At 52.5% G+C, this 17,170-nt stretch carries 12 protein-coding genes; 7 read left to right on the top strand and 5 right to left on the bottom strand.

Annotated elements, in window-relative coordinates; all coding sequences use genetic code 11:
* Window positions 1–27 precede the first annotated feature (27 nt).
* The 5 genes from nuoE to D4L85_RS22510 all read right to left on the bottom strand — a co-directional run bounded on the left by nuoE (window position 28) and on the right by D4L85_RS22510 (window position 4,078).
* Window positions 28–492 carry an NADH-quinone oxidoreductase subunit NuoE gene (nuoE, locus tag D4L85_RS22530; protein ID WP_119756421.1) on the bottom strand — a complete coding sequence of 155 codons (465 nt, stop codon included), beginning with the start codon at window positions 490–492 and terminating at the stop codon, window positions 28–30.
* A 33-nt stretch (window positions 493–525) separates the two neighbouring features.
* The gene (nuoC, locus tag D4L85_RS22525) at window positions 526–2,271 is read right to left on the bottom strand and encodes an NADH-quinone oxidoreductase subunit C/D (RefSeq protein WP_119756420.1); all 1,746 of its coding nucleotides are present in this window, start codon (window positions 2,269–2,271) and stop codon (window positions 526–528) included.
* A 115-nt stretch (window positions 2,272–2,386) separates the two neighbouring features.
* Window positions 2,387–3,022: an NADH-quinone oxidoreductase subunit B gene (locus D4L85_RS22520; protein WP_073140895.1), complete on the bottom strand. Its 636-nt coding sequence runs from the start codon at window positions 3,020–3,022 to the stop codon at window positions 2,387–2,389.
* Complete coding sequence (locus tag D4L85_RS22515; protein WP_119756419.1) at window positions 3,019–3,447, bottom strand: NADH-quinone oxidoreductase subunit A; 429 nt, start codon at window positions 3,445–3,447, stop codon at window positions 3,019–3,021. The genes D4L85_RS22520 and D4L85_RS22515 overlap by 4 nt, the downstream gene beginning before the upstream one ends.
* A 202-nt stretch (window positions 3,448–3,649) precedes the next feature.
* A complete protein-coding gene (locus tag D4L85_RS22510) occupies window positions 3,650–4,078 on the bottom strand; it encodes a CBS domain-containing protein (protein ID WP_119758904.1) in 429 nt (142 codons plus the stop codon).
* An 886-nt stretch (window positions 4,079–4,964) separates the two neighbouring features.
* On the opposite strand from D4L85_RS22510, the gene D4L85_RS22505 reads away from it, so the two are divergent.
* From D4L85_RS22505 to D4L85_RS22475, 7 genes are all read left to right on the top strand, one after another.
* Window positions 4,965–5,354, top strand: coding sequence for a response regulator (locus D4L85_RS22505; RefSeq protein WP_073140894.1), 390 nt, complete (start codon window positions 4,965–4,967; stop codon window positions 5,352–5,354).
* Between the two features lies 1 nt (window position 5,355).
* On the top strand, window positions 5,356–6,471 hold the full coding sequence (locus D4L85_RS22500) for a sugar transferase (protein WP_119756418.1): 1,116 nt from the start codon (window positions 5,356–5,358) through the stop codon (window positions 6,469–6,471).
* Window positions 6,472–6,477: 6 nt separating this feature from the next.
* Entirely contained in the window at window positions 6,478–7,680 is a 1,203-nt protein-coding gene (locus tag D4L85_RS22495) for a glycosyltransferase family 2 protein (protein WP_119756417.1), read from the top strand.
* A complete protein-coding gene (locus D4L85_RS22490; RefSeq protein WP_119756416.1) occupies window positions 7,680–8,585 on the top strand; it encodes a glycosyltransferase family 2 protein in 906 nt (301 codons plus the stop codon). Before D4L85_RS22495 ends, D4L85_RS22490 begins: the two co-directional genes overlap by 1 nt.
* Window positions 8,576–9,181 (top strand): acyltransferase, encoded by a 606-nt coding sequence (locus tag D4L85_RS22485; protein WP_160143923.1) that lies wholly within the window; start codon window positions 8,576–8,578, stop codon window positions 9,179–9,181. Before D4L85_RS22490 ends, D4L85_RS22485 begins: the two co-directional genes overlap by 10 nt.
* 532 nt (window positions 9,182–9,713) lie before the next feature.
* Complete coding sequence (locus tag D4L85_RS22480; protein WP_119756414.1) at window positions 9,714–15,800, top strand: PKD domain-containing protein; 6,087 nt, start codon at window positions 9,714–9,716, stop codon at window positions 15,798–15,800.
* A gap of 24 nt (window positions 15,801–15,824) precedes the next feature.
* Window positions 15,825–17,165, top strand: coding sequence for a PorP/SprF family type IX secretion system membrane protein (locus D4L85_RS22475; RefSeq protein ID WP_119756413.1), 1,341 nt, complete (start codon window positions 15,825–15,827; stop codon window positions 17,163–17,165).
* Window positions 17,166–17,170 lie beyond the last annotated feature (5 nt).

The raw sequence follows: 17,170 nt of genomic DNA, 5'->3' as shown, positions 1-17,170 counted from the left end.
GCCTTCCGGCGATACGTTCAATATTATTTATGCATACTTTCCAAGAATCTCTTCCAGTTGTTCGGGGGTCACGTCCCTATACAAATCGTTGTCGATCATCAATGCCGGGGCATGGTCGCATGTGCCCAGGCACGGATTCGGCAGGAAGGTATAGCGGCCGTCAAGCGTGGTCTGGCCATAGCGGATGCCGAGCTGTTTGGTGATGAGGTCGGTGAGTTTCTCTTGGCCCATGACATAACAGCTGATGCTATCACAGATCAAAATGACATGCCGCCCCACAGGTCTTCGAAAAATAAGATTATAGAAGGTAGCCACGGAATCCAGTTCTTCCGGCGACATGTCCATATAGGCGGCAATGTCTTTCAGGCTCTCATCCGAAACCCAACGGCGTTTCTGCTGCACGACCTTCAACGCTTCGATGCAGGCCGCCTTCTTCACAGGAACTTCGTGGATCGCTTTGTCTATTTCAAGTTTTTCTTCTACGGTTAGCATATGCTTATCAATGCGTGGTTGTTGTTTCGTTTTTTACCGGTCGATATCCGCCAGCACATAATCCATCGCGCCCAGAATACTGAGCAGATCCGCTACCGTGTATCCCTTGCTGATGTAGGGCACAGTTTGCATATGGGCAAAGGATGGCGTGCGGATGCGCATACGATACGGCGAGGTGTTGCCATCGCTGATGGCGTAGTAGCTGTTGGCCCCCTTGGTCGCCTCCGTGCACACCATGGCTTCGCCGGCGGGAATAACAGGTCCCCAGCTCACGCCCAAAAAGTGCGTGATCAGCGTTTCAATGTCTTTCATGGTGTGTTTCTTGATCGGAGGAGTTGTCAGAGGGTGATCGGCCTTATAAGATCCTTCGGGCATATTCTCCATACACTGTTGAATGATGCGAAGGCTCTGCCGCATTTCCTCCACCCGCACGCGGGCGCGATCATAGCAATCGCCGTTTTCTCCGGTGGGTATATCGAACTCAAAATTTTCGTAGCCTGAGTAAGGTTGTTTTTTGCGGAAGTCCCATTCCAGTCCACACGCCCGCAGGCCTGCGCCGGTCACGCCCCACTCGATGGCTTCTTCCGTCGTGAAAATGCCAATGCCGACGGTGCGCGCTTTGAACAAGCTGTTGCGCATCACGAGGTTGTCGTATTCTTTGAGGCGTTTGGGGAAATAATTCAGAAAATCTTTTACCAGTTTTTCCCAGCCGATGGGAAGGTCTTGCGCCACGCCGCCAATGCGGAACCAGTTGGGATGCATGCGGCCGCCGGTGATGGCTTCGACAATATCGAAAACCCTTTCGCGATCCGTGAACATATAGAAGACGGGCGACAATTGGCCGACATCCTGGGCGAAGGTGCCATACCACACGAGGTGGCTGGCAATGCGGAAGAGCTCGCACATCATCACGCGAATGACCTTCACCCTTTCGGGGACTTCAATGCCAGCAAGTTTTTCGATGGATAAGAGGTAGGCGAGATTGTTGTTGACACCGCCGAGATAATCGATTCTATCGGTGTAGGGGATGTAGGTGTGCCACGACTGGCGCTCGGCCATTTTTTCGGATCCGCGGTGGTGGAAGCCGATGTCGGGCACGATATCGACAATGTCCTCCCCGTCAAGTTGAAGTACCAGACGGATGACGCCGTGAGTGCCGGGGTGTTGCGGGCCGATGTTGAGGAACATGAAATCGCTGTCCTCGCTGTGGCGCTGAAGGCCCCAGTCTTCGGGCAGGAATTGCAAGGCATGTTGCTCGCGGTCCTGTTTCTCATCCCACAAGCGGAACGGACCCATTTCCGTGGCGCGCGCAGGATGCTCTTTTCGCAAGGGGTGTCCCTCCCAGGTCAGCGGCATGAGAATACGCGTGAGGTGGGGGTGGCCTTCGAAACGTATACCAAACATGTCGTACACCTCGCGCTCATACCAGTTGGCGTTGGCCCAAAAACCGGTAATGCTCGGTGCCGACAATGCGTTTTCTTTCAGGGCTATTTTGAAACGTAGGAATTGGTTGCCATCATAAGAATAGAGATGGTATACCAGGGTGAAATTTTCGGAAGGATAGTCGGGTTCTCTTTTGCGGGGCCGCTCGTCGATGGCGGTCAGGTCGTAGAGAAATTTGTAGGTGGGGCGGAGATCGTTTTTACAAAAGTAGAGTACCTCCCTTAAACGCTCCAACGGCAACCAGAGGGTGAGCATGTCATCCTTTGTCGTTTGCCTGGTGAAAATATCACCAAACTTCAACACCAGTTGTTCGGTTGGATCAAACGGTTTTTCCATACGTCGGCCTGAACACGTAGCGTGTCCAGATTTTTTAAAGTTTTACTTTCTCAATCACTCATTCGATACTCGTTTTTAAAGTGCGTAACGTTTAACCAACCCACGATCCAGTTCTTCAAACTTCATCGGGAGAGCGGAAGGAGGTCATCTCCTGCCGTTTTTCATAGCGTTGATCTTTCATTGATATTTTTGCCGGCTTGATCACACCTTGTTCGCCGATCACCCAGCTTAATGGACGTTGTTCTTTTCCTACGGAATTCGCCAACAGCATCAGCCCTTCCATAAAGGCGTCGGGCCGCGGCGGGCAGCCGGGAACGTAGACATCCACGGGCATGAATTTGTCCACGCCTTGCACCACGCTGTAGATGTCGAACATGCCGCCGGAATTGGCGCACGAACCCATGGAGATCACCCAACGGGGTTCCATCATTTGTTCGTATAAGCGTTTGATTATGGGGGCCATTTTGATGAATACCGTACCGGCGATGATCATCACGTCGGCTTCGCGGGGTGTGCCGCGAATTACTTCGGCACCGAAGCGGGCCACATCATACTTAGGGGTCATGCTGGTGGCCATCTCAACGAAGCAGCACGAGAGCCCAAAGTGGAAAGGCCACATGGAGTTTTTTCGGCCCCAGCCCAGCAGGCTTTGTACAGAGGTGAGCATGATGTTTTGCTGTACGGTTTCCTCGAAGGAACCCGGTCCAGCCAAGGTTGCTGTTGCGCCTGGTTTTGTGATCCACCAATTCATGCGGTTTTGCCTTTTAGTTTTTTGTATGCTTTTAGAATTTTACCGCCATCGGGACCAAAATCCAGGGCGCCATTGCGCCACTCATATATAAGGACTACGACCAACAGGATAATAAAGGTGACCACCCCGGCATAGCCGTACCAGCCCAATTCCCGGAAGGCGATGGCCCACGAGAAAATGAAAATGGTTTCCACGTCAAAAATGACGAAGAGCATGGCGATGAGGTAGAACTGGGAGGAGAAGCGCAGACGAGCGCTGCCGGTGTTGAGGATGCCGGACTCGAAAGGCTCGCCCGTAGCCCGGTCGTTATGACGCTGACCGAAGACATAGGAAAGTCCCAGTATCGCCCCTACAAGGGTGAATACGATTGCCGCATACGCGAGTATGGGCCAAAGCAGTGCAGTATTCTCAGACGAAGCTTCCAAAACACATTTGCCTCCGGCAAATCGTTTAAAAGTTCTTACTCCAATAAATAACTACAATTACCTGTCAATAAAGACGAATGCAGCGGGTCTCTCCTACGGGCTGCGCAGTGGGGCGGTGCTAGTGTGCTAGACTTTTAGTACTTAGTCGTTCGTCCTGAGTCATTAGTACCAGAGACTAACGACGAAAGACTCGGGACTATTATTAGTGTGTGATGTACTGTTCTAAGTTTTCGATGATGAAGCGTTGTTCTTCCAGCATAAAGCGGATGAGGTCACCGATGGAAACGACGCCGACCAGTTTGTCGCCATCCATGACGGGCAGGTGGCGGATCTGGCGATTGGTCATCACTTTCATACATTCTTCTATGGTGTCGTCGGGACAGACGGTGACGGGATGCTCGGTCATGAGCTCTCGAATCAGGGTTTCTTTCGAATTTTTTCCCTTTAAAACGAGCTTGCGGGCGTAATCGCGTTCGGTAAAAATACCGACAAATTTTCCTTGGTCGCAGATCAGCAGGCCTCCTACGTTTTGCTCAACCATTAATTCCAAGCCGTGATACACGGTGATGGTGGGCTCAACTGTAAAAACGGCCTCCCCTTTATTCTGCAGGATGTTTCTGACTTTTCCCATAAAAATAAGGCGATTGATGTTGAAATGAAGATATAGGGAAAAAATAGAAAAAGCAAGTTGCAAACGATTTAGTGAGCCGGGAGAGCGGATGGGCGGAAAAATATTGGGAATAACTGATAGCCTGGGGGGCGGGGGCTCGCGGGGAGGAGTCAGGAGTCAGAAGCCAGGAGCCAGGAGTCAGGAGTCTTTTGCTATGTCTATTAGTAGCCAGTAGTCAGTAGCCAGTAGCCAGCAGTCAGTAGCCACTAGTCAGTTGTCAATAATCAATGATCAGAAGTCGATTGGGTCGGTAATTATGAAAGTGGAATTGCGGTTGTTTGAATCGGGGCTTGGTGGTTGCTGTTGAGGAGATTTTTCTTCAGGGGTGGGTAGATTATCCCCTGTGGGGTGGGCTGCGTGTAGCCTTCCCCGTGATGGGAATGGCGGTCCGGCGACAAATGAGCAGCCTTAGCCTGCAAAAGGAAAAAAAAGCTTACAAAAGTTAAGAGTTCGCAACTTCGGCAGCCTTGTTGCGTAAGGAACCATACCGTTGGCAGCCTGGGAAACCGGGTGCCGGGGTGGCCAGAAAAGGGGCTGACAGCGGAAAGGTTAGACCCGGTTTCAGGCCCAAAATTGTCCAAAAAACCTCAAACTAGTACATGAAAAAAAAGGCTGTTCTTCGTTTTTCAAGGCTAAATACGTTCACTCATCCCCAAAAACGGGCTTATTCACACGTTCGCGGGAATTTTTTTAAATAAATTCTTGCAAAAAATTACATGCATACTGATTTTTTGCTAGTTTTGAAATGTCTAATAATAGTTTGGCTTTAAAGATCCCGAATCCAGTCCTAAGCGCTCTTCACAAATCTTTAAAGCAATAGTTTGTTCGGTATTTAAATTTTAATACCATGAAAAAAGTGTTGCTGATCGAGGATGACGCTCCTCTTTGTTTGCTTCTTGAGAAAATCCTCAAGAATACTTGCGAGATTTTTATCATTAATGACGGTATGGAAGCCTGGTCGTGGCTGACCGATGGCAATACGCCTGACCTGATCATTTCTGATCTAAAATTGCCCAATCTCGACGGCATCGAACTTCTTGAAAACCTGAGCAACAGCGGGCTGTTTACCAACATCCCGGTCATTGTCCTCTCAGGCTATGAAGATGGAAGCAAGCGAAGAAGATGTCTTGAACTCGGTGCGTTCACGTACCTGCTCAAACCCTTCGACCCTCAGTCACTCGTGACCGAGGTAGATCGTGCATTAGCGTTTCGTAAGGAAAATTTACTTGTAAATTAAAATGGAAGCGGTTTTACCCTTTGACCCCCAAAATTTCAGCGCAGGCCTTAGCCTTGACTCCCAGTCTTTGACTGCAAAAGATCACAACCGGCACATTCTGCGCGTAGGTTTCCCCTCCGCGGCCTTCGAAAATGAATATTCGTTGGGCGAGACCTTATTTACCAATACTACGCTGCAAGGCGCGATCAACAGCATCATCTCTTCCGAGCAGATCGATGCGGTGTTTATCCACCTTGACCAGCTTACCGCTGCCATCCAACCCCTGAAATCACTGGCGAAAGCCCAAGCGATACCCTTGATCGTGTATTCTTCCAAATACGATCAACTTTGCCGCGACCGCGCGCTGAAAAACGGTGTGGACGACTACTTCTATGGTAGCATCACCGCCGCTTACCTGAAGCGCCTCGACTTCATCCACAAGCTGAAGAACTACAAAAACGCGCGCGGCAACAAGCCCTACGTAAAGCAAGCCATGGACGACGCCCCAAAAATCAAACTTTGGGCTCTGAAAAGAACGTTCGACATCCTGGTGTCGGGAACGGCGCTCCTTTTCCTCTCTCCTATTATGTTGCTGGTGGCCCTGGCCATCAAACTGGAGTCAAAAGGACCGGTATTCTACATCTCGAAACGGGCAGGTTCGGGCTATAAGATCTTCAATTTCTATAAGTTCCGCAGCATGCGCATTGGCGCTGATGCTGAATTGGCCAAATTGGCCCATTTGAACCAATATGGCGAACAGTCTACCGACGGGAGCGTTTTCTTCAAACTGAAGAACGACCCCCGCGTGTCTAAACTGGGCCAAATCCTGAGAGACACCAGCCTGGACGAGCTTCCGCAGCTGATCAACGTGTTGAAAGGCGACATGTCATTGGTAGGAAATCGTCCCCTTCCTTTATATGAGGCTGAAAAGCTGACCAAAGATCAAATTGCATGGCGCTTCCTCGCCCCTGCCGGCATCACCGGTCTGTGGCAAGTGACCAAGCGCGGCAAAGACAACATGTCGGAAGAAGAACGGATCCAGTTGGATATGGAGTATGCCATGAACAACTCGTTCCTCTATGACATGAAGATCTTTATCGGCACCTTCCCGGCCCTCATCCAAAAGCAGCGCGTTTAAGCCGCCATGTGGGTTCTTGAACTGCTGGTGCTGGCGTACTTCGTTTTTGTAGTCTCTTACACGGCCCTGTTTTCTTTTGGTGGATTGTTCTACCGGTCTCTGACATTGCCCCCGGCGACGTCGTTCAAGAAGTTTTGTGTCCTCATTCCGTCATATAAGGAAGATGCCGTGATCTTGTCGGTTGCCCGGCAGGCCGTGAAGCATCCCTACCCTGCCGATGCCTTCGACGTGGTCGTGATTGCCGACTCGCTGAAGCCGGAAACGATCGTGGCCTTGAAGCAGCTTCGCCTGCAAGTCGTTGAAGTCTCGTTCACCAACAGCACGAAAGTAAAATCCATCAACAAGGCCTTGGAAGTTTTGCCCGACGGCGTGTACGATGCGGTCGCCTTGTTGGATGCCGACAATGTGATGGAAGACCAGTTCCTCCACCGTATGAACGGCCTGCTGCAAAAAGGTTATCGCGTCATTCAGGGACGCCGCAAAGCCAAGAACGACGACAACTCGCTCGCCTTCCTCGATGGCGCCAGCGAAGCGATCAACAACTACATCTATCGTCAGGGCACAGTCGCCTTGGGTATGCCCGCTTCCATTATCGGATCGGGGATTGTTTTCGATTATACGATCTTCAAGAGTAAACTCACCAGCATGGTTTCCGTTGGCGGGTTCGACCGCGAACTGGAGCTATTGTTGTTGAAAGATCACGTGCACGTCTATTACGACCGCGACGCTATTGTTTATGATGAAAAAGTGGCGGTGACCAAATCGTTCGAGAACCAACGGAAGCGCTGGATCGCGAGCCAGTTCTTTTACCTGCGCAAGTATTTTAAAGACGGCATGGTGGCGTTGTTCACCGGCAATTTTCTTTTCTTCAAGAGTTCCATTCTCACCAATATCCAATTGCCCCGCCTGATCAACCTGGGCTTGCTCACGCTGCTCACCTTCGGGCTCTTCTTTGTGCGGGGGTATCTGTACTACGGCTATACGATCTGGGTCGTCTTATTTTGTGTGAACATCCTGGCCACATTGCTTTCGCTTCCGCGCGAATTTTATTCCCGTAAAATGTTTAGCGCGTTGCTCGCGTTGCCGATGCTTTTTGTGCGCATGTTCTCTTTACTTTTTAAATTGAAGGGCGCCAACCGTAAATTCATCCACACGCCGCACGGGCAAGCGCTCGCGCCGGAAGAACAACCGCTAAATCGAAAAGTCTAATGGGGCACACGCCGTTAGTTTCGCTGATCTCCATCAACTACAATTCGCTTCCCGATACCATCCTGATGCTGGAATCGGTAAAAAAGCTCACCTACCCTGCTGTCGAAATGATCGTGGTGGACAATGCTTCGAAGCAATCGCCCGGCCCGGAACTGACGTCGCGATTTCCCTGGATAAAATTTATCCGGAGCGAGCAGAACCTCGGTTTCGCCGGGGGCAACAACATCGGCATCAAGGCTTCCCAAGGGGATTACATCTTCCTGGTGAACAACGACACGATCATGTTTCCCGATTTCCTGGAACCCATCGTCGCCTTCATGGAGTCGCACCCCGACGCCGGCATGGCATCCCCGAAAGTGCTTTACCCCGACGGCAAGACCTTGCAATATACCGGCGCCATCAAGATCAGCCCCTATACCGGCCGTGGGCGCAGGCTGGGTCTTTTGGAACAAGACCAGGGGCAGTATGATAAAAATTACAAGACCGACCTAGGTCACGGCGCGGCGTTGATCGTGCCCCGCAAGATCATCGATCTGGTGGGTCTGATGCCGGAGCTTTATTTTTTATACTATGAAGAACACGACTGGTGCGAGATGGTGAAGCGCGCCGGGTTTTCGATGTATTACATTGGCGATTCGAAAATTCTGCACACCGAGTCAGTGAGCACGGGCAATGACAGTCCGCTTAAAGTTTACTACCTCACACGGAACCGTCTCATTTTCATGCGACGCAATTTTTCGGGTCTTCCCCTGCTGAGCGGCATGCTTTTCTTCTTTACGTTTTCCGTGCCGTGGAATATTTTGAAGTATACGGCCAAAGGCAAAATGAATTTATTAAAGGCATTTTTACGAGGCGTAGGATGGAATTTGACACACTTACGCGTAGCTTTGAGTGTATGTCTTTAAGTGCTACCATCAAATCCAAACAGCAGGCTTTCAAGAGCAATAACCCTGACGGCAGTGGTTTCGATTTTCTCGTGAGCCTGGTGCAAGGTGGCCTTCGTGTGTTCATGGCGAAAATTTACCTGCGCAAATGCACCTCCATCGGGCGCATGGTGTCCATCAACAAGAAGCCGATCATCGACAACCAGGGGCAGATGATCCTCGGCGACGAGGTGCGCGTGTGGTCCAACATCGTGCAGGCAAAATTATATACGGGGCGCAAAGGCTCCCTGATCGTAGGGACCAACTCGCGGCTCAACGGTGTGCACATCGATTGTCAGCATCGTGTAGAGATCGGGGCCAATGTGCGGATAGCCCCCTACACCATCATCCTGGACAGCGACTTTCACGACTTGAAGGATCACTTCTCCGACGGACCGGCCAAGGCCATCATCATCGAAGACGATGTATGGATCGCTACCCGCTCGACGATATTGAAAGGCGTGCGTATAGGCAAAGGTGCTGTTGTGGCCACGGGCGCCGTGGTCACGCGCGACGTACCCCCCTATACGGTGGTGGCCGGTGTGCCGGCGAAGGTGGTCAAGAAAATTGATCTTTAACTGTACTTTCCCAGGTGCTTTTAGTATCTTGTAAGAGGTTCCCCCGCCAATCGTTGTCCTGTATAAGGCCGTCTTCAACGCCCAACTTGAAGCTGAAAATGACGAATAGATTTTCACCGGCGACACTTGATTGGCGACACCACCATCGTCCAGAATTTTCTGTATCCTGCAAAATTGTATTCTCAAAAATACGCAAGACAATAGATCAACTGCCCACTGTTTATCATCGCGAGAGCGTAATCGTTGGCGGTGCGAGATCGGGGTCGCTCATGTGTTGTGGTCGTCGTGAAGGGAGCATCCATTCTGTTTTGCCGTAAAAAGTAACCGTGAGAGACCATCCCAATCCTGGACGCTTGGCTAGGGATGGATTATGAATGAGGGGCACTCACGTTACCCGGGTAAACATAAAAGACATTAGAAACACATTAACTCGAATTTCCTGCCATTCAAAGGTTTACGCTAAAATAACTAATGGAAAGCAGCTATTCTTGCTTCGGTTTTTTGTAGATTAAGTAATTTAGATCAAAGGATTATGGCTTGTCGACTCTCTACCCTGGCAGTACTTACTGCACTGTTCACTTCATTCTACACACAGCTCAACGCCCAATGCGGCTGTAACTTCATCATCTCCACTTCTGCTGCCGAATGGCAATTCGACGGTGTCAAAAAAGGTGTGAAGCCCGGTGACAAGATCTGCTTCGCCTCCGGCACCCGAACGGGTATCGGGCTCCTGAACATTCACGGCACCGTAGACAAACCCGTTATCATCACCAACATGTGCGATGGCAAAGTGACCATCAACGCACCCGCCAGCTACGGTAACTCCGTGCAGGTGGACAACTGCACGTTCATTCACATGACCGGTTCGGCAAACCCGAATGAAAAGTATGGTATCGAAATACGCGGCGGTCAGATGGGCATCAACTTTCAATCGCTTTCCTCCGACCTCGAGGTTGATCACCTGCAAGTGAACTTCACGGGATGTTGCGGCATCGTGGCCAAGACCGACCCCACCTGCGACAAATCGACCTGGCGCGGCAACTTCGTGATGAAAAATCTGATCTTCCACGACAACTATATCGGCGACACAGGATGCGAAGGTTTTTACATCGGCAACTCGCATTATGATAGCGGCGTGGACCGCGGCTGCGGACAAACGGTGTATGAACACGACATTGAAGGCTGCCTGGTCTACAACAACGAACTGCGCAACATCGGTAACGACGGCATCCAGATCGGCAGCGTGACCAAGGGCTGCGAAGTACACCACAACACCGTATATAACGTAGCTACCAAAGCCAACTACGGACACCAAAACGGCTTCCAGGCCGGGGGCGGAACGACGCGCGCCGTGGTGCACGACAACATCATCGACACCGGCACCGGCCACTGCTACTATGATTCTGGCGGTGGGGGGATCTACTATAACAACCTGGGCATAAACGGACTTCAAGGCGGCTTCCTCCTGCAGGATACCAACCCGGGCTATGCGCCCACCGGATTTATTGTATCCAACAACACCCTGATCAACTGTCAACTGGTGGGCTTGCTGATGTTTAGCGAGAACCCGGCGCAAAGCCAATTTGTGAACAACATCATCGTGGCCACCAACCAAGCCAACGGCTATGCTTATATCAACCTGAACAATCCCAAAGCCATCAAGCTGACGGAGACGAACAACATCAAGACCAACGACATCAACCTTCCGAAATTTGTAGATGCCGCGGGCAAGAACTTTCACCTGCTGGCCGGCTCTTCGGCCATCGACGGTGGTAAGGACATGTCGGCGTTCGGCATCAACGACGACTTCGACGGCGCCATCCGGCCTTCGGGTGGTAAATATGATATCGGTGCATTCGAATATCAAACCGGTAAAGTTTCCGCCAATGCAGGGAAGGATGTGATCATTACATTGCCCACCAACACGGTGACCCTACCCGGCACAGGTGTGAGCCTGACCGGCATTACGGGATACTTATGGACAAAGAAATCCGGAGGCGCCGCTACGTTGGTGAACGATAATACCGCCACCGTTACCGTGAACGGCCTTGTCGCGGGTAGTTATGTATTTCAATTACAAGTGACTGATGCGGGCGGTACGGCCTTCGATGAAGTTACCGTAACGGTGAACCCGGCGGCCGTGAATCAGAATCCAACGGCAAAAGCGGGCGTTGACCAAGTGGTGACATTGCCCACGAACACCCTCACACTGAAAGGTCAGGGTACCGATCCGGAAGGCGGCGCGCTGACCTATGCCTGGACCAAACTCAGCGGCCCGGCAGTGACCCTCGCCGGCGCTGCCACCACCGATCTGTTGCTGACGGTCTTGCTGGAAGGCGTGTATCAATTTCAACTCACCGTCACCGATGATAAGGGCGCCTCGGCTACCGACGTCGTCCAGGTGACTGTGAACCCCGTCGCGACCAATAAGCCTCCCGTTACCAATGCCGGGGTGGACAAAACCATTTACCTGCCCATCAACCAGGTGACCCTGACGGCCACGGCTTCCGACCCGGAGGGCGGAGCATTGACGATCTTGTGGGAGAAAAAATCAGGCTCTACCGCGACGCTTACCAACGATAAAACCCTATCGCTGACGGCCAGCAATTTGCTTTTGGGAACTTATGTTTTCCGCGTGACCGTGACCGACAACAAGGGCGCAACAGCTTTTGACGAGGTCACAGTATCGGTATTACAATCGAATCAAAGTCCGACGGCCAATGCCGGAGCGGACAAATCCATTACGTTGCCTACCAGTACCGTTGTGATCACCGGATCCGGTACCGACAGCGATGGCAGCATCGCCTCTTATGCGTGGGTGAAAGTGAGCGGTGGTGCAGCAACCTTAGCCAATGCCAATACCAACATTCTCACGGTGACCGGCATGGTCGCCGGCACGTATAAATTCGGGCTCACGGTAACCGACAATAATGGAGCAACCGGCTATGACGAAGTGAACGTCGTTGTGAACGCCGCGCCTGTGAATACCCCACCCGTGGTGAGCGCCGGACCGGATAAGAATCTGACGCTTCCCAACAATACCGTGGTCCTCACCGGTACCGCCACGGATGCGGACGGTATTGCGAGTGTGGCCTGGACCAAGAAGAGTGGACCAGCCGCTACGATGGTAAACCAAGCCACATTGAGCCTCACGCTTCAAAACCTGGTGGCCGGTGTGTATGTATTTAGCTTGGAGGCCACGGACACAAAAGGCGCAAAGAATTCGGCCGACGTGGTGGTGGCCGTACAACCCAACACCGTGAATCAATCGCCTGTAGCGAGTGCAGGGGCTAACAAATTTATTACGCTCCCCACCAACTCAACCACGCTCACCGGCACCTCTTCGGACCCTGACGGATCCATCGCCAGTGTTTTGTGGACAAAGGCCAGTGGCCCTGCAGCGACACTCGCCGGCGACAATACGGCCACGCTTACGCTCACCAACCTCGTGGAGGGCATCTATGTGTTTCGCTTCACCGTGACCGACAATCAAGGCGCATCGGCCAGTGACTTAGCTACTGTCACCGTTACGACCGGCAACATTGCGCCGGTGGTTTATGCCGGGGGCGACAAAACCGTGTCGGCCGCTGTCGGTTCTTATGACATTACGGCCACGGCCAACGACCCTGACGGCACCGTGGACGCCTACACCTGGATAAAAGTTTCCGGCCCGGCAGCGACGTTGAGTGGACAAGGATCTCCGACGCTCTCGGTGAACGGCTTGAATGTGGGCGACTATGTTTTCCAGATCTCGGTGTTGGACAACAACCTGGCTTCGGCAAGCGATCAAATGACCCTGACGGTGCTGCCTGCTTCTACCAACCAGCTTCCGACAGTGGTCGCAGAATCAGACCAGATCATTTATCTTCCTACCAACAGCATCGTACTCAATGTCACCGCGAACGATCCCGATGGCACCATCGCTTCGTATGCGTGGACGCAAACCGGTGGACCGGCAGCTTTGTTGAACAATGAGACCACCGATGCGCTGACCGTTTTGAACATGGTGGCGGGTACGTATAAATTCAAAATAGTTGCGCAAGACAACGACGGAGGCAGCGGCACAGACGAAGTACAGGTAACGGTGCAACCGGCCACTACCAATCAACCTCCCATCGCTAACGCGGGTGGAAATAAGATCTTGCAACTCCCCACCAACAGCATCACCCTGGCCGGCTCCGGAACGGATGGAGACGGCTCTATAGCTTCTTACGCCTGGACAAAAGTCTCCGGCCCCGCAGCGACCCTGGTTACACCCGCCATTGCTTCTTTACAGGTAAACAACCTCGTGGAAGGCACCTATGTGTTTCGCCTTATGGTGACGGATGATAAGGGTGCCACCGGATCATCCACTGCCACCATTACCGTCTTGCCGGCAACCGTGAACCGCGCTCCTTTCGCCGATGCGGGACCGAACCAATCGCTTTATCTTCCCGCCACGTCGACGACACTTTCCGGATCGGGCTTTGATGAAGACGGTACGATACAATCCTATGCCTGGACACAGGTCAGCGGACCAAACACTTCTGTCTTTGGCACACCGGCCGCGGCCAACACAACGTTGGCAGGTTTGGTGACGGGGACATACAGGCTCCGTCTGACGGTCACTGACGACAGCAACGCTACCGGATCCGACGACATTCTGATCACAGTAAGCGACGGCACGGCCAACAAGCCGCCATTGGCGATCGTACAAGATAACCAGACCATCACCTTGCCGACGAACAGCATCAACCTGGTAGGTTCGGGCTTTGATCCGGATGGCATCATCGCTTCCTACAAGTGGATAAAAGTGAGCGGCGGCACCGCCACACTGACCAACGACAACACCACTACCCTTACGGTGACCAATCTGCAGGAAGGCCAATACGCTTTCCAATTGACCGTGACCGACAATGGTGGTGCCACCAACGCCGACATTACCATAGTGCTGGTGAGGCCCGCCAACGTGAACCAGCCGCCCATTGCATTCGCCGGCGGCGATAAGCGTCTTTATCTTCCCGTGAACGCCACATCGCTTTTGGGCAGCGGCTCGGATGTGGACGGCACCGTGATCTCCTATGATTGGACCCAGACCGGCGGCCCCGCGGCAACCTTGGCCGGACAGGATGGTGCCACCTTGAGAGTGAGCAACCTCGCACAGGGCACCTTCTCCTTCCGCATCACCGTGACGGACGACATGCTGGCTTCATCGTTTGATCAAATGACGCTGCTGGTAGTGCCTCCCACAAACAACCTCGCACCGGATGTAAAACTAGGCCTGGACACCATCATCTATCTCCCTCAAAACACCGTGTTGCTAAACGCCGACGTTACCGACGATGGCAGCATTCAAAGCTATCTGTGGACCAAGGCCAGTGGTCCCACGGTGACCTTGGCTAACCCAACCGAAAAAGATCTGAACTGTCTGAACCTGGTGGAAGGCGTCTATACCCTTCAACTCACCGCGACCGACAACGGGGGTGCATCCTCGTTCGACCAGATCGTGGTGACCGTGCTGCCGGCCACTGTTAACAAACCTCCTGTGGTGAACGCCGGAGCAGATCAGCAGATCTTCCTTCCCACCACTCAGGTCACACTTAACGGCACCGCTACCGATCCGGACGGCACGATCGCGTCCGTGAAATGGAAACAAGTGAGCGGTGCTGCCGCGACGCTTTCCGGCGATCTGACCTTGTCGTTGCAAGTGTCAAACCTCGCGGTCGGCACGTATGTATTTAGTCTTGAAGCGACAGACAATGGTGGCGCCGTGGCGACCGACAATGTGCAGGTCGTTGTTGGACCCGTACCTCCCAACCAGCCTCCGGTGGTGAGCGCGGGCGCAGGACAAGTGGTTAACTTACCGACCACCCAAGCCACTTTGAACGGAACCGCCACCGATACCGACGGCACGGTTCAAAGCGTGAAGTGGACGCAAGTGCAAGGCCCCAACACAGCCACAATTTCGGGTGCCACGACCCTTACCCTCGATGTCAGCGGACTGGTGCTGGGCATGTATGTGTTCCGGCTGACGGCAACCGACGACGAAAATGCTTCAGCCTACAGCGACGCCATTGTATATGTTACGGAAGATTCTCAAAACGTGAAGAAGAAGCCTGTGGCCTATGCCGGCGATGACCTGGTCATCGTGTTGCCCGACAATGAGGCGCTTATCGCAGGCCAGGGCTTGGATCCTGACGGGTTTATTGAACGCTATTTCTGGGAACAGATCGGTGGTACACAGGTGCCGTTCACGGTGGATGCCAACGTGATCCACATCACCGACATGGCACTGGGCGACTATGTGTTCCGGTTGACGGTGGTAGATAGCGACACGTTAAGCGCCAGCGACGAGGTAAATATCAGCGTGATCGACAAGACGGATGAGATCCCGAAGTTCTTCTCCCCGAACAACGACAACGTCGGCGAGTACTGGACCTTCCGCAACGTGGAATCGTATCGCGAATGCAGGCTGGCCGTATTTGCCCGCTCCGGACAGCAGGTGTTTGATGCATTCCCCTATGAGAACAACTGGAATGGTACCTACAAAGGCAAGCCGCTCGGCGAAGGCGATTATTATTATACGCTTTCCTGTACGGATGGACGAAAACTGACCGGCGCCGTTCGCATCCTGAAATAAAAAAGAAAAAAGACCTGTGACCCTATGCAGAAATTTACCCTCGTTTCGATACTGCTACTCCTAACCTTGTCGGCGACTGCGCAACAGTATCCTTTCTATACCCAATGGATCTTTAATCCATACACGATAAATCCGTCGATGGTTGCGGCGGGGCGGCGCACGGAGGCCAACGTATCGTATCGTCAGCAATGGACGGGCATCAAGGACGGTCCGCGTACGATGCAGTTCGACCTTCAGCATCCGATCGACCCGCGTATGGCGATTGGGTTGAGCGTGTATAACGATCGTACCGTACTCTTATCGGCCACGTCGGCTATGCTCACCTTCGGGTATAAAGTGCCCATCGCTACGAACCACTCGGTGGGCTTTGGTATTTCTGCTGGCATCTTCTCAAATCGTATCCGGCAAGAGGAAATCTCCAATGTCGACTCCAACGACCCGGCCATTCTCAACAGCACCAACAATAATTTTGCTTTCAACGGACAATTCGGCGTGAACTACACGTTCAAGAACCTGACCCTCGGTTTTTCCATGTTGCAACTGGTGGATCACCAGACGCTTTCCGAAGACAATTTCCAGAAGGTGACGTTCAGCCAACTGAAGAACAAGATCGCTTTTGCCACCTATCGCTTTAACCTGGTGACCGACACGTGGGCCCTGCAACCATCGTTTTCGTATCGCTTTAATGAAAACAATCTGAACCTGTACGAAGCCGGCGCCTTTGTGTCGTATAAAAATATACTCGATGTGGGAGGTGGCTACCGCCAGTATTTTGGGCCCAACGCCATGCTGCGGGTACACATCAAGGATATCGAGATCGGCTTTGCCTACGACTTCCCTACCCCGAACATGCAAGTATCTACCGGTGGTTCGAATGAAGTGCAATTGAAGTGGCGCTTTGGCAAGTTTGTCGACCCCGTCTCGCGCAAGACCAAGAAGCAGAGCTCCACCATTAAACAGGATGCCGTGACACAAGCGCCCGTGCCGCCTCCCGTAGAACCGGAGAAGAAAGAAGAGGAAACCGTCGACACCAAGAGCACCGATACCACCGCCGCCCAAACCGCCGTGGCCGAGCCCACTACTCCGGAGCGCAGACCCTCGTGGCAAGACCACATGGAAGTGGACGACAAACTGCCCGGCAATTATTACTACCTCATTGTGGGAACGTTCAAAAAGCAATCCAATGCCAACAAGCTGGTGCGCAACATGGCTGAAGACGGCGTACAAGCTGAAGTGAAAAAAGTGGATGACTACTACTACGTGCACATCAGCAAATACAAAACCAAGATCATCACGTTAGACCGCGTCATGGAGATACGGCATCAGACACCGTATGCCGACGCATGGTACAAACGACTTGAATAAGACCC

The organism is Chryseolinea soli (assembly GCF_003589925.1).
Lineage (GTDB): Bacteria > Bacteroidota > Bacteroidia > Cytophagales > Cyclobacteriaceae > Chryseolinea > Chryseolinea soli.
Note: the sequence above shows the minus strand (reverse complement) of the source record. Positions and strands in the feature narration are given on the sequence as shown.

What these genes read in the sequence shown, in the direction of transcription:
- nuoE (WP_119756421.1), bottom strand. Translation starts at nt 492, where the DNA reads ATGCTAACCGTAGAAGAAAAACTTGAAATAGACAAAGCGATCCACGAA.
- nuoC (WP_119756420.1), bottom strand. Translation starts at nt 2,271, where the DNA reads ATGGAAAAACCGTTTGATCCAACCGAACAACTGGTGTTGAAGTTTGGT.
- D4L85_RS22510 (WP_119758904.1), bottom strand. Translation starts at nt 4,078, where the DNA reads ATGGGAAAAGTCAGAAACATCCTGCAGAATAAAGGGGAGGCCGTTTTT.
- D4L85_RS22495 (WP_119756417.1), top strand. Translation starts at nt 6,478, where the DNA reads ATGTGGGTTCTTGAACTGCTGGTGCTGGCGTACTTCGTTTTTGTAGTC.
- D4L85_RS22490 (WP_119756416.1), top strand. Translation starts at nt 7,680, where the DNA reads ATGGGGCACACGCCGTTAGTTTCGCTGATCTCCATCAACTACAATTCG.
- D4L85_RS22500 (WP_119756418.1), top strand. Translation starts at nt 5,356, where the DNA reads ATGGAAGCGGTTTTACCCTTTGACCCCCAAAATTTCAGCGCAGGCCTT.
- D4L85_RS22505 (WP_073140894.1), top strand. Translation starts at nt 4,965, where the DNA reads ATGAAAAAAGTGTTGCTGATCGAGGATGACGCTCCTCTTTGTTTGCTT.
- D4L85_RS22485 (WP_160143923.1), top strand. Translation starts at nt 8,576, where the DNA reads ATGTCTTTAAGTGCTACCATCAAATCCAAACAGCAGGCTTTCAAGAGC.
- D4L85_RS22475 (WP_119756413.1), top strand. Translation starts at nt 15,825, where the DNA reads ATGCAGAAATTTACCCTCGTTTCGATACTGCTACTCCTAACCTTGTCG.
- D4L85_RS22520 (WP_073140895.1), bottom strand. Translation starts at nt 3,022, where the DNA reads ATGAATTGGTGGATCACAAAACCAGGCGCAACAGCAACCTTGGCTGGA.
- D4L85_RS22480 (WP_119756414.1), top strand. Translation starts at nt 9,714, where the DNA reads ATGGCTTGTCGACTCTCTACCCTGGCAGTACTTACTGCACTGTTCACT.